Source organism: Bradyrhizobium uaiense, from assembly GCF_010811875.1.
Taxonomy (GTDB): Bacteria; Pseudomonadota; Alphaproteobacteria; order Rhizobiales; family Xanthobacteraceae; genus Bradyrhizobium; species Bradyrhizobium uaiense.
Genome location: NZ_VKHP01000272.1, coordinates 1 through 11,601 on the forward strand (window position 1 = coordinate 1; position 11,601 = coordinate 11,601).

Sequence of the window (11,601 nt, forward strand, 5' to 3'; positions counted from 1 at the left end):
CACTGATTCCCACGGCTCGTGCTTCATCTTGTGGAATGCGGTATCCTTAGTGATGCCGGCGTTGTTGCCGAGCCCGCCGCCCGCCCCGAGATCGGCCTCGCCCTGCTTCCCGCCGCCCGCGCAGGCGTCAAACGATGAGACGCCCCACTTGTAGCCCGGATTGCACCGCCACCGCCATGGAAGCCGCCGCCACCGTGGAATCCACCACCGCCATGGAAACCACCACCGCCAAATCCACCGCGTGCCGACGCGGTGTCGATCGTGAACAGGCTGACCGACGCCGTCGCCAGCAAGGCAATCATCGTCTTCCGCAACATCACCCGGTACTCCTCTTTCCGAGGCTTTCTTTTCAAGCCTCCTTCGACGCGTCGCGCGTATGCTAGCGCAATGTAGGACCGCGGCTTCGGCCACGCGTCGACGTCGCGCTCACTTCTGCGCGACCCGCGTTCATCAAAGGCGCGGCCTTGAAGGTTAGCAGCCGCGGCAGATGCCATTGACCCGGCGATCGACCGTCCTGTTCTCGTTGGCGATCGCCTTGTCGAGATTTTCAGTCGACGACGCCGAGCCGGTGGTGACGCCCTCGCCGGTGTTCAGCCGGCCGGAGGATTGAGCTGTGCCGGCACTGTTGGTGCCCGGCGGCGGCGACGTGAGTTGCGGAGATACCGGGCTAGCCGACGAGGGGCTGCCGGTCCCGGTGCTTTGAGCAACGGTAACCGCGGGTGTCAGCAGAATGGCGATTGTCGCGAACGCAGTGGTGACGGATAATTTGCGCATGGCAATTCTCCCTTGCGGACATCAACAAGTCCGCAAAACACCGGTTCCCGCAGGCGATCGAGCAATACAGTTTGGGAGCAATGCAATTTGCGCAAGCTGATCGAGTTTGACGACGACACGTTCGACAAGCTGAAGCAGCTTGGCCGCGACCGGATGGCGACCTTGCAGGAGCTCGCCGACGAGGCCTTCGCCGACCTGCTCAAGAAGCACGGTATTCCGATCGACCTGAAGGACGCGCTGCGCAAGAGCGCGAGGCTTCAGGCGGCAGCAAAGCCGGTCCCCGCCGCACCGAAGGGCGCACGCAAGCAGGGCCCGAAGCGCTGAGAGTTCAGCCGATCTTCTTCAGCCCGGCCTTGTACTGCGGGCCCCTGATTGCGTAGGACTTCGCCGGCCGCGACAGCGCCTCGGCCTGCGCGGCGTCGAGTGTGCGCACCACGCGCGCCGGTGCACCGATGATCAGGGAATTTTCCGGAAACTCCTTGCCCTCGGTGATGACCGAGCCGGCGCCGACGACACTGCCGCGCCGGATGCGCGCGCCGTTCATCACGATCGATCCCATCCCGATCAGCACGCCATCTTCCAGCGTGCAGCCATGCACGATCGCATTGTGGCCGATGGTCACGTTGTTGCCGATGGTCAGGGGGAAACCGGGATCGACATGCAGGGTCGAATTGTCCTGCACGTTGGAGCCCTCGCCGATCTCGATCCACTCATTGTCGCCGCGCAGCACGGCGCCGAACCAGACGCTCGCCGCGGATTTGAGGCGGACCTTGCCGATCACAACGGCGTTGTCGGCGATGAAATAGCTGCCGTCAGCGGGAAGATCGGGCCCCTGCCCGTCGAGTTCGTAGATCGCCATGAAGGTCTCCTTGGATCGAAGGAGACCTTGGCACAGCGGCCGACATGGTTTCAAGCAAGCGCGACCGTGATCGGCCGCGGATCATGATCGGGATCAGCCGAGCATGCCCGCCGCGCGCAACGTCATCATGAAGAAGGTGCCCGACATCAGGCTCCAGAAGCCGGAGATGACGGTTGCCATCATCACGAACTCGAAGCGGCGGCGCTCGATGCGCGCGCCACGCAGCGTGTTGCGCATGATGATGAACGGTGCGGCGAAGACCAGAAACGGGACCGCGGCGAAGGTCTTCGGCGCCACGCCCTCCTGCAGCAGGCCGAAGCCTGCCGGGCGCTCCGCCATCGCCTGATAACCGTTGGCCAGTGCGCCGGCGAACGCGAAGCCGATGAAGAGGGAGAACAGGGAATTCAAGGTATCAGGCGACATCGGAACTTCCGCTACGCAAGAGGCCACTCGCTCCTGCTTCGCAGAATTGGTGGCCAGCCGCCACATCATCCTTAAAGAAAGGTTAACCGACGGCACCTGGCGCCGCGTTTGCGCATGGCCATTCGGTGAGGGATTCCTTTGGAATCGTACGGAAATTCCGCGCCGCGTGGCATATTCGGCAGGTGATTCGGCCACCCTCGACCTGGTCTTTGCCTCGTTCATGACGCTTCTCTCGACGGCCCAGCATCTCGCCCGCGACACCCGCCGCAACCCGCGCGCGCACCTCGTTCCGATCATCGCCTCAGCGGTCATCGCGGCCGGCGCGATTGCGCTCGTCGCCTATCTCTTGTGGCCAACGTATACGACCGTTCCGCCGAGCGACCCGTCGCGGCTGCCGGTGAGCGTCGGCGGCACGCTGTTCAACGTGCCGACCATGGCCGTCCGCATGAAGATCCAGCGCCATTCCGGTCCGCAGGAGCGCGTCGACCTGAGCTTCCTCTATCCGTCGCTGGAGGCGCCTGCCGCCCCGAAGCACTACAGCGCCGATACGGTCGAGGACAAGGTGCAGCCGATCGACAGGATATTCGTGTCGATCGCAGCCCACCGCGATTCACTGGCGCCGGAGATGCGGCTGCGTACGATCTATCCGCGCTATCTGGACGAGCGCGCGAATACCGACGACGGCTTGACGACACGCGCGTTCCGCGACGGCACGCCCTATGGCGGCGAGGACCTGTTCACTGCGACCGAGCCGCAGCTCGCCGCGCGCTGCACGCGCGATACCTCGACGCCCGGCATGTGCCTGAGCGAGCAGCGCATCGAGGGCGCCGATCTGACCTTCCGCTTTCCGCGCAGCTGGCTCGTGCAATGGCGCGACATCGCCACCGCGATGAACCGCCTCTCCGCGCAGATGCACAGCGCGAAGGGATGACTTGCGCCGTTATTGCGAGCCACCCGGTCGGCGCGACGCGCCGCCGGATGACAGGCTCCGCGAAGCAATCCATATTTCCGCGAGCGGTGACATGGATTGCTTCGTCGCTGCGCCCCTCGCAATGACGAACTTGGGCAAGGCTCTTCAGCCTTGCTCGCTCAGGTCTTCTTCCAGAATGGCCATCTGGAACTGGAACGAGCGATCATCGTCCTCGTCGTCGACGAACAGCACGCCGATGAACTCCTCGCCGATATAGACTTCGGCGGAGTCGTCCTTCTTGGGCCGCGGCACAACGCGGATCTTGGGATTGCTGAACACGCGTTTGAGATACGCGTCGAGCTTCCTGACTTCCTGAACGTCCACTGCCGTCTCCAATCGGGTCGATGATTTTCGGGGGAGTTTTAGGACGAGACGGCAAAGATCGCCAGAGCCTTTTCAGGCTTTGGCGACGTGATATTGCGCACACGCCAAAGCGCGCCGCCGATCAGAAAGCGAATGAAATCAAAGCCCGATCGCGTTGAGCATCTGGTCCATGGTGCGCGACGGCTCGGCACAGCCGGCCTCGCCGACGATTTTCGCCGGCACGCCCGCAACCGTGACGTTGTGCGGCACGGGCTTGACCACGACCGAGCCCGCCGCGATGCGCGCACAATGACCGATCTCGATATTGCCGAGGATCTTGGCGCCGGCGCCGATCAGCACGCCGTGGCGGATCTTCGGATGGCGATCCTCGTTCTCCTTGCCGGTGCCGCCGAGCGTGACGCCATGCAGGATCGAGACGTCGTCGTCGATGACGGCGGTCTCGCCGCAGACGAAACCGGTGGCGTGATCGAGGAAGATGCCGCGGCCGATCCTGGCGGCCGGGTTGATGTCGGTCTGGAACACCGCCGACGAGCGGCTCTGCAGGTAGAAGGCAAAATCCTTGCGGCCCTTCTGATAGAGCCAGTGCGCGAGACGATGGGTCTGCAGCGCGTGAAAGCCCTTGAAGTAGAGCAAGGGGTCGATGAAACGCGACGTCGCAGGATCCCGGTCATAGACCGCGACGAGGTCGGCGCGGAAGGCGTTGCCGAGATCGGGCTCGTCGCGCAGCGCCTCGCTATAGGTCTGGCGGATCAGGTCGCCCGACAGCGCGGCGTGATCGAGCCGCTCGGCAATGCGATGGACCACCGAATCTTCCAGGCGCTCATGATGCAGCACGGTCGCATAGATGAAGGTTGCGAGCTCAGGCTCGCGCCGCAGGATGTCTTCCGCCTCGCCGCGGATCCGATCCCAGATCGGATCGAGCGAAGTCAGCTTCGCACCCTGCGGATTGACCTGATGAACTGCCATAGCTGCTCTCGCAATTCGGTTGTTCTGACGTGCGTTATAGCACGATGGACCCAGCGCGTCCCGGGAAGGCTTGGCACGGTAAACCCCAGCCGAACGCTCCCCGGACCGGCGTCTAGGGGAATTGGTCGGGATTTTGCCGAAATCAAGCCGTGCTTCTGCAACTATTGGCGGATTTCGTCCGCAGTGTGGTTTTGGGCATGGTCGGCCCCAATAAAGGGGGAACCATCATCAATACCCGGAGTTTACGTGGCCGCCTGACCGATGCCCGGTCGGTCTGGGTCGCCACCATTGCCATCCCCCTGCTCCTGCTCGCCCCTGCCTTCTATCCGGAATGCCAGGCCAAGGCGGCGCTGACCGCAACCGTCGACCAGCTGATGCATGTCGCGACCGGCGAAGGCACCAATGGCTGGATCCCGCACACCTACGGCATCATCGAGCGCTACATTCCCGCGCAGGTCGCGCCGATGCGCGCGGCGCGGCAACAAAAATGGCATCTCGACTTCACCGCCTCAACCGCATCCACGTGCCCGTCGCGCTGGCCTCGATGCTGCTGGTCGTACTGCTGTCCGGCCGCGGGCTGTGGCAGCGTCGGGTCGACGATCTGACGCTATTGGCGGGCACGATCACGCTCGCTCTGCTCGGCAATGCCGTCATCTGCGGCGTGATCTCGGGGCCACACGACCGCTACGGCGCGCGCATGGTGTGGGTCGCGACCTTCGTGGTGCTGATCGCGGCCGCGCGCGTATTCGCCAGGGACGATGCCGAGAACGATGCCGACGGGCTATTTTCGCCGCGACAGGAAGTCGATGACCCCGGTCTTGTAGACCTTGTCGCCGACCGCCCGCATGTGGTCGCGGTTCGGAATGTCGAGCACCTCCGACCCCGGAATGATCCGGCCGAGCGCTGACGCCGAGCCCGCGATCTCGTCCTTGCTGCCGACCGCGATCAGGACCGGCACGCGGATGCCGGCCGCCTCCTCGCGTGTCATCAGCCGGCGCGAGCCGCGCAGGCAGGCCGCGAGGGCGCGGCGGTCGGAGCGGGTCTGATCGGCAAAGGCGCGGAAGGTGCGGCCGACCGGATCGGTGACATCGTCGAGCGACGGCGCCTCCAGCGCCAGCGCGACGGCCTCGCCGGGACCGCCGCCCTCGATCAGGCCGATGCCGATGCCCCCCAGGATCGCCGAGCGCACCCGATCGGAATGTTCACGCGCCAGAATCGCGGTCATCCGCGAGCCCAGCGAATATCCCATGATGTCGGCGCGTGCGATTCCGAGATGATCCATCAGCGCGATCACGTCGCTTGCCATGGTCGCGATCTCGTAGTGTGCGGCGTCGTAGAGCTTGGCGGATTCACCGTGGCCGCGATTGTCGAGCGCGATGACGCGACGGCCGGCCTTGACGAGCTCCGACACCCAGGTCGGATAGATCCAGTTGACGTTCTTGCTCGAGGCGAAGCCGTGCACGAGCACGATCGGCTCGCCCGCGCCTTCGTCGATGTAGGCAATCTCAACATCGCCGTGATGGAAACTCGGCATCATCCATTCCGTTTTTTCTTGGGATCGGGATTTGGGATTGGGGATTTGCGATCGACCGGCGACCGCAAGTTTAGCCCTGAACGGGCATACTCGCCAGAGTAGCTGTGGCGGCCAGCTGCCGCTTCAGACGCGACGCCTTGCGTCGTCGGAGCCACCACGCCGTGGTCCGCTCGGTGGTGGCCTTGATCGACGACAGGAAGCCGAACAGCGCAAGCAGCGCGCCGAACAGCCACATGGAGAGATTGAATGCACCGGCCGCCAGCAGCAGCGCGCCGCGGCCAAGCAGCTTCAGGATCGCGCGGGTCTGGCCGCCCTTCGCCTCGGCAATGCGGGCCGCACGCGCAATCTCCTGCGGGTTCTCCGCGACCTTGAGCGTGTCCCGCGCGGCGCGAACCCCGGCCGCCTCGCCGATCCGTCCGACGTCCTTGGCGACGCGCACCAATGCGCCGGCCTTCTCGGCGCGGAACGCCGCGCGGATCGCGATTGCAGTTTCCGCCGGCCGAAGCACCGAGCCGGATGCGACCGCCTCGCGCAGCGCCGGCTGGTCGACGACCTCGCGCGTCGAGCGTCCGGCCCATTCGATCATGCCCTCGCTCAGCCGTCCGGCCTTGCGCGTATCCTTCACCAGCGTCAGCCCGGCACGCAGCGGCGCGGCGCCGCCGACCGAGACATAAGTCGCGGCGGTCACGGCGAGCCCGGCGGCGGCAAGGCCAAGCACCAACTGGTCGGTGTCCTCGCCCATCACGAGGTGCTTGCCCTCGCGCACGACGTCCCTGACATCACCGAACACGAACAGGTCGCCCGCGACCGTGCCGGAAAGGCTTGCGACATCGTCGGCATTGCCGGTCACGAGCCCGGTGGCGAACCCTTTGGCGAAATGCGTGGTGGATGACTGTTCGGCACGCGCGTCGTCGACGCGCCTTGTGAGCTCATCATTGAGCGCGATGTTCTCGCCCGCGAGCGCGACAAAGCTCGTCGCAAGGTCGGCATCGCCGGCTGCGAGCGCCGCCTCGATATTGTCCGAGATCAACGCCGGGTTGTTGCGCAGGACGGAATTGAGCCTGAGGTCGGCGAGCGCGGCCGGATCGTCCCGCGCTGACAGCAGCGTGCCGGCGTCGCGGGCATGCGGCCAAATGGCCGCGCCCACCGCAGCGCTCGCAGCCAGGCCAGCCACCGCAAGTCTGAGGCGCACCCCGTTCATTCCGCTGGAAATCTCAAGTTTAATTCGCCTTGTTCAAGTCGCTCTGGAAATAGTGTGCCGTTTTTGAGACACAACGGCTCCGACCAAAGAAGGGCTTTTCTGGGACGACAAGATTGTGTCGAATTTGCATGAGCAAATGAGCCATCGGGGCTCTAGGAATCAACTGTTCCCGCCAGTATGGTGCGCGGCATTTCACGATGCCGCATGCTATTGATTGCGTCTGCCCATCGTTGCCACCAAGGTGAGAATATGTCCGACCACGTCGTCCCGCACTTCCATAACGATGCCGGTGTCTCGGTGATCGAGATCGGATCGCAGGAGTTCATGTGCGTGGGCGCCAACCCGCCGTTCGACCATCCGCACGTGTTCCTCGACCTCGGCAACGACAACGAGATCATCTGCCCGTATTGCTCGACGCTCTATCGCTTCGCATCCGACCTCACCGCCGGCGAAGCGCGGCCGCCGGAATGCGTGCTGAAAGACAAGGTCGCCTGACCGTTCCGTGGCGCTGACGCGAACCGTCATCGTTGCCGGCGCCGGAATCGGAGGACTGACGGCGTCGCTGACATTGGCGGCACAGGGCTTTCGCGTCGTGGTGCTGGAGAAGGCCGAGCGGCTCGAGGAAGCCGGCGCCGGCATCCAGCTCTCTCCCAACGCCAGTCGCATCCTGGTCGAGCTCGGGCTCAAGGAACCGCTTGCGCGACGCGCGGTCACGCCGGAATCCGTCAACATCCTGAGCACGCGCGCCGGTGGCGAGATCGCACGCATGCCGCTCGGCCAGGCCGCCGAGTTCCGCGCCGGCGCTCCCTATTGGGTGATCCACCGCGCCGATCTGCAGGCCGCGTTGCAGGCCGCCGTCAACGACCATCCCGATATCGACCTGCGGCTCGGCTGCCAGTTCGAGGATGTGACCAAGCACGCCAAGGGCCTGACGGTCGTGCAGCGCCGCGGCAATTCACGCCAGGAGGAATTGGCCGTTGCGCTGATCGGCGCCGACGGCATCTGGTCGTCGGTGCGTGGACATTTGTTTCCAGATGTACAGCCGCAATTCTCCGGCCTGATCGCCTGGCGTGGCACGCTCGACGCAACCGCCCTGCCGCGTGAATACACCGCACCGCGCGTGCAGCTGTGGATGGGGCCGGACGCCCATCTCGTGGCCTATCCGATCTCGGCTGGACGCCAGATCAATGTGGTCGCGATCGTATCAGGCACCTGGAACCGGCCGGGCTGGAGCGCGCCCGGCGAGATCAACGAGATCAAGGCTGCGTTCGCCACCGCGCGCTGGCCCGCGACGGCCCGGATGCTGATCGGCGCGGTCGATGGCTGGCGCAAATGGGCATTGTTCACCCTGCCCGACATCGGCCGCTGGAGCGAAGGCGCAGTGACGCTGCTCGGCGACGCCGCGCATGCGATGTTGCCGTTTGCCGCGCAAGGCGCCGGCATGGCGATCGAGGACGCGGCCGTGCTCGCAAAAGCGTTGAGCGACAGCACCGGGGAGAACACCGCAAATATTCCCGCCGCCCTGAAGCGCTACGCCCGGCTGCGGCGCGCGCGCGCGCTGAAGGTGCAGCGCATGGCGCGGCAGCAGGGCCGCATCTATCATTTGAGCGGACCGTTGGCGGTGGCGCGCGACCTCGCGATCCGCGCCATCGGTCCGCAGCGCATGCTGGCGCGGCAGGACTGGATCTACGACTGGCGCGCCTGAGCTATCGGCTGAGCGCGCCATACCTGCGCGAGCCGCAATCCGCTTTGCGCCAAGGCGCCGACTTAGTGGATGAGGCCTCGCGGTGCACGCGGGCCACTCGCCGCCGGCGTGGGCGCCGCGGGTGCGGCCGCCGGAGCGTCCGGCGGGCTTTCATGGCACTTGTTGCTGCGCCAGGCCTGCTCCGCAAGCCGCTGCTGGGAGTGGATCGAGACCAGCTCGTTGCGATAGACCATCTCGGAGACCAAGGTACCGCCGACGCCGGTCTCCGCCTTGGCCATCAGCTTTTCCTGAGCCTCTGCGCGGCTCGCGAGGCCCTTGCGCTCGGTCTCGAGCTGCTTGCAATCGTACAGGTCGTATTTGGCGGGATCAGCGAACGCCGACGGCACGCTGTCGCCGATCTGCGCGCAGCCGGAAACGCCCGCGGCGGAGGTGAGCAGCACAACGACGGCTGCCGCGCGCAACAGATTCGGGCGGCGTGGGAAACGAGCAGACATTCAGCTTACTTAATCCGACTGTGTTGAGATTGCCTAAAGCAGCCGCCGGTGTCCGGATTGAGGCCCAATCGCGGCGGCGCGCTGCTTATCCCAACGCTCGGCCGCCGACGCAAATGGAATTGCAGGCCGCAGCTTAAGCCTTTGAAAGCGCACTTGTTAGCACCGGATAATCGCAATTCCACTCTGCGCCCAAACGCGCTAGAAGTCGGCGCGCCTGGCGCAACGCGGACGTGGCGGAACTGGTAGACGCAAGGGACTTAAAATCCCTCGATGGCAACGTCGTGTGGGTTCGAGTCCCACCGCCCGCACCAGCCTTCGCTCGCTTCGCGAGCTACGGCTCGGCAGGCCAACCCAGCGGGTGAAGGCGAGCCGGCGCCAACGGCGCCGTGCCTTATGCAAACCGCAGTCCGATCCGCCTGCCCTTCTTCCACGCCACCCGGCACGTGTGCCTCAGGCCGTCGACGGCGAGGACGAAGCCGTCGGGAAACCACAGCGGCGAGTTGACCTCGATGCACGCGCCGTGCGGCGAGAGATTCCGGATCGTGCAGGGTATCGCTTCGTTGCCGAATTCGATCGCCCCCGTCTTGAGGACGCGGCGACGCGAGCCGGCACGCCGCTCGTCGGTCGGCATTGGCGGTTGTGCGCTGGCTGATGCGGGCCTGCTCTGGTCGTCGGCCATGAACCCGTCGGGTACACAAGCGGTCAGATTACGACGCAATACTGACGGGAATCTTAAGCGACGCCAAGCCAATTGGTATGCCAGGACGCTGGCGACGGGCTGAGCGGGCACGCATCACCACATCGTGTTTCGGGCTGTGGCGGGGTTCACACGCGGCGATCGCCACGTGATGTAGCCTCCCCCGCATTGGGAATTCCGGCCGCATATTTCTCGGCCACGACATTTCGAAATCAATTTTGGTCGGAGATGACGATGTCGATTGCTAGCGACAAGGCGCGCGATCATGGCGCCACGATTCTCGAGCACCGCGACGACGCGGCTCATTGCAGCAACGGTCTCAATGCACAGACATTCCGTGATGCCACGCCCAACGACCGCGTGATCTATCGGCGATGGATTCGCGGCGCGATCATGCTGTGCTTCGTGCTGGCGCTTGCCGCAGGAGCGGCCGTCTGGATCAACGGCGGCGGCGGGCAGACCCAGATCACCAGCCTGTCGAGCACGGTCAGTGCAAAATCAGGCCACGCGGATTAGCGGAGCACGTTCCGGAACCAGTCCGTCGCATCGTGGTTGTCATGCCGCAATTGGAGCATGACGATGCCGAACGACTGTCCATCCGCGCAACGCACCACGAACCAAGGCGATCAGCGCAAGGAGCGCCCCTCCCCGCCGAGCGCACCACACAGCAGGCCGCCGCTTCACCGCGGCCTCGAACAGCTCCGCGACAGTTACACCTGACAGGCGATCGCAAAATGAAAAATGGCCGGGACAAGTCCCGGCCATCTGCTTTGCGTCAAGTCGAGGCCTACTCGGACTTGTCGATATTCCAGAAGATCGGCGTCGCCGGGCCGTCAAGCACACCGGACAGCGACTTCCGCCAGGCGCTCGGTCCCTGATACTGACCGAGCGGGATGTAGATCACCTGTTCGTAGGCTTCCTTCTGGATATCGGCCGCGATCTTCTTCTGCTCGTCGAGCGACGGCGCGCGAACGAAGGCATCCTTCAGCTGTTCGATCTTCGGATCGTCGGCCCAGCCGAACCATCCGCCATTCTTGCCCTGGCCGCCAATCGAGAGATTGGCGATCGGGTTGGAGACGTCGGCGCTGACCCAGTTGGTGAAGAACATGTTCCAACCGCCGTCCTTCGGCGCCTTCTGGCTGGCGCGGCGGGTCACCACGGTCTGCCAGTCGGTCGCCTGCAGATCGACCTTGAAGCCGGCGTCGCGCAGTTGCTGAGCAACGACAACCGGCTGCGCCTTGAGCGTGGTGACGTCGCCGGGCGCCATGATGACGACCGGCGTGCCGTCATAGCCCGACTCGGCAAGCGCCTTCTTGGCCGCCGCCATGTCGCCGCCCTTCAGCAGCGTCTCGCCGCCGACCTCGGATGCGAACGGCGTGTCGCAGATGAAGAAGGCGACGCAGGTCTTGTAGTACTTGGGATTGCCGACCAGCGCGTCGAGCACCTGCTTCTGGTTAATCGCCATCAGCGCCGCCTGGCGGACCTTGATGTTGTCGAACGGCGGATAGAGGAAGTTCATCCGGCCGAGCGTCTGGAAGCCGAACTTGTTCAGCGTATCGACCTTCAGGTCCTTGTCGCCTTCGAGGATCGACAACGTGTCGAACGACGGGTTCTCCACGAAGTCGATGTCACCGGATTGCAGCGCGTTCATCGC

At 64.8% G+C, this 11,601-nt stretch carries 16 protein-coding genes, 1 tRNA gene and 2 pseudogenes; 8 read left to right on the forward strand and 11 right to left on the reverse strand.

Annotation, left to right across the window (positions count from 1 at the left end):
- Positions 1-159, reverse strand: a pseudogene (locus FNJ47_RS51825) (beta-ketoacyl-ACP reductase); the annotation flags it as partial.
- A gap of 17 nt (positions 160-176) precedes the next feature.
- Between FNJ47_RS51825 and FNJ47_RS39560 the strand changes: the two are divergent.
- Positions 177-383, forward strand: a complete 207-nt coding sequence (locus tag FNJ47_RS39560) for a hypothetical protein (RefSeq protein WP_163161374.1) — start codon at positions 177-179, stop codon at positions 381-383.
- 88 nt (positions 384-471) lie between these two features.
- Here FNJ47_RS39560 and FNJ47_RS39565 read toward each other — a convergent pair whose 3' ends face one another.
- Positions 472-774 (reverse strand): hypothetical protein, encoded by a 303-nt coding sequence (locus FNJ47_RS39565; protein WP_163161372.1) that lies wholly within the window; start codon positions 772-774, stop codon positions 472-474.
- 87 nt (positions 775-861) lie between these two features.
- Here FNJ47_RS39565 and FNJ47_RS39570 point away from each other — a divergent pair, with 87 nt between their 5' ends.
- A complete protein-coding gene (locus tag FNJ47_RS39570) occupies positions 862-1,098 on the forward strand; it encodes a hypothetical protein (RefSeq protein ID WP_163161376.1) in 237 nt (78 codons plus the stop codon).
- A gap of 4 nt (positions 1,099-1,102) precedes the next feature.
- Here FNJ47_RS39570 and FNJ47_RS39575 read toward each other — a convergent pair whose 3' ends face one another.
- Both FNJ47_RS39575 and FNJ47_RS39580 read right to left on the reverse strand, forming a co-directional pair.
- Complete coding sequence (locus tag FNJ47_RS39575) at positions 1,103-1,633, reverse strand: gamma carbonic anhydrase family protein (RefSeq protein ID WP_092115174.1); 531 nt, start codon at positions 1,631-1,633, stop codon at positions 1,103-1,105.
- A 93-nt stretch (positions 1,634-1,726) separates the two neighbouring features.
- The gene (locus tag FNJ47_RS39580; RefSeq protein WP_163161386.1) at positions 1,727-2,056 is read right to left on the reverse strand and encodes a DUF6949 family protein; all 330 of its coding nucleotides are present in this window, start codon (positions 2,054-2,056) and stop codon (positions 1,727-1,729) included.
- 220 nt (positions 2,057-2,276) lie between these two features.
- On the opposite strand from FNJ47_RS39580, the gene FNJ47_RS39585 reads away from it, so the two are divergent.
- Positions 2,277-2,987 carry a hypothetical protein gene (locus FNJ47_RS39585; protein ID WP_163161377.1) on the forward strand — a complete coding sequence of 237 codons (711 nt, stop codon included), beginning with the start codon at positions 2,277-2,279 and terminating at the stop codon, positions 2,985-2,987.
- 144 nt (positions 2,988-3,131) lie between these two features.
- On the opposite strand, the gene FNJ47_RS39590 is transcribed toward FNJ47_RS39585, so the two are convergent.
- Both FNJ47_RS39590 and cysE read right to left on the reverse strand, forming a co-directional pair.
- Positions 3,132-3,350, reverse strand: a complete 219-nt coding sequence (locus FNJ47_RS39590) for a DUF3126 family protein (RefSeq protein WP_163161378.1) — start codon at positions 3,348-3,350, stop codon at positions 3,132-3,134.
- A gap of 138 nt (positions 3,351-3,488) precedes the next feature.
- A complete protein-coding gene (cysE, locus tag FNJ47_RS39595; protein ID WP_163161379.1) occupies positions 3,489-4,316 on the reverse strand; it encodes a serine O-acetyltransferase in 828 nt (275 codons plus the stop codon).
- A gap of 317 nt (positions 4,317-4,633) precedes the next feature.
- On the opposite strand from cysE, the pseudogene FNJ47_RS39600 reads away from it, so the two are divergent.
- Positions 4,634-5,082: pseudogene (locus FNJ47_RS39600) on the forward strand (hypothetical protein); the annotation flags it as partial.
- 15 nt (positions 5,083-5,097) lie between these two features.
- Here the strand turns inward: FNJ47_RS39600 and FNJ47_RS39605 are convergent.
- Both FNJ47_RS39605 and FNJ47_RS39610 read right to left on the reverse strand, forming a co-directional pair.
- Positions 5,098-5,850, reverse strand: coding sequence for an alpha/beta fold hydrolase (locus FNJ47_RS39605; protein ID WP_163161380.1), 753 nt, complete (start codon positions 5,848-5,850; stop codon positions 5,098-5,100).
- 70 nt (positions 5,851-5,920) lie between these two features.
- Positions 5,921-7,051 (reverse strand): hypothetical protein, encoded by a 1,131-nt coding sequence (locus FNJ47_RS39610; RefSeq protein ID WP_163161381.1) that lies wholly within the window; start codon positions 7,049-7,051, stop codon positions 5,921-5,923.
- 249 nt (positions 7,052-7,300) lie between these two features.
- Between FNJ47_RS39610 and FNJ47_RS39615 the strand changes: the two genes are divergently transcribed.
- Both FNJ47_RS39615 and FNJ47_RS39620 read left to right on the forward strand, forming a co-directional pair.
- A complete protein-coding gene (locus FNJ47_RS39615) occupies positions 7,301-7,546 on the forward strand; it encodes a zinc-finger domain-containing protein (protein WP_163161382.1) in 246 nt (81 codons plus the stop codon).
- A 7-nt stretch (positions 7,547-7,553) separates the two neighbouring features.
- A complete protein-coding gene (locus FNJ47_RS39620) occupies positions 7,554-8,756 on the forward strand; it encodes an FAD-dependent monooxygenase (protein WP_163161383.1) in 1,203 nt (400 codons plus the stop codon).
- A gap of 62 nt (positions 8,757-8,818) precedes the next feature.
- Here the strand turns inward: FNJ47_RS39620 and FNJ47_RS39625 are convergent, their stop codons facing one another.
- On the reverse strand, positions 8,819-9,250 hold the full coding sequence (locus FNJ47_RS39625; protein ID WP_163161384.1) for a twin-arginine translocation pathway signal: 432 nt from the start codon (positions 9,248-9,250) through the stop codon (positions 8,819-8,821).
- Between the two features lie 224 nt (positions 9,251-9,474).
- Between FNJ47_RS39625 and FNJ47_RS39630 the strand changes: the two genes are divergently transcribed.
- A tRNA-Leu gene (locus tag FNJ47_RS39630) sits at positions 9,475-9,561 on the forward strand.
- An 80-nt stretch (positions 9,562-9,641) separates the two neighbouring features.
- Here FNJ47_RS39630 and FNJ47_RS39635 read toward each other — a convergent pair.
- Entirely contained in the window at positions 9,642-9,929 is a 288-nt protein-coding gene (locus tag FNJ47_RS39635; protein ID WP_236000351.1) for a PilZ domain-containing protein, read from the reverse strand.
- Positions 9,930-10,181: 252 nt separating this feature from the next.
- On the opposite strand from FNJ47_RS39635, the gene FNJ47_RS39640 reads away from it, so the two are divergent.
- Positions 10,182-10,463, forward strand: coding sequence for a hypothetical protein (locus FNJ47_RS39640; RefSeq protein ID WP_163161385.1), 282 nt, complete (start codon positions 10,182-10,184; stop codon positions 10,461-10,463).
- 271 nt (positions 10,464-10,734) lie between these two features.
- On the opposite strand, the gene FNJ47_RS39645 is transcribed toward FNJ47_RS39640, so the two are convergent.
- A partial coding sequence (locus FNJ47_RS39645) for an ABC transporter substrate-binding protein (protein ID WP_236000355.1) occupies positions 10,735-11,601 on the reverse strand: 867 nt, incomplete at its 5' end.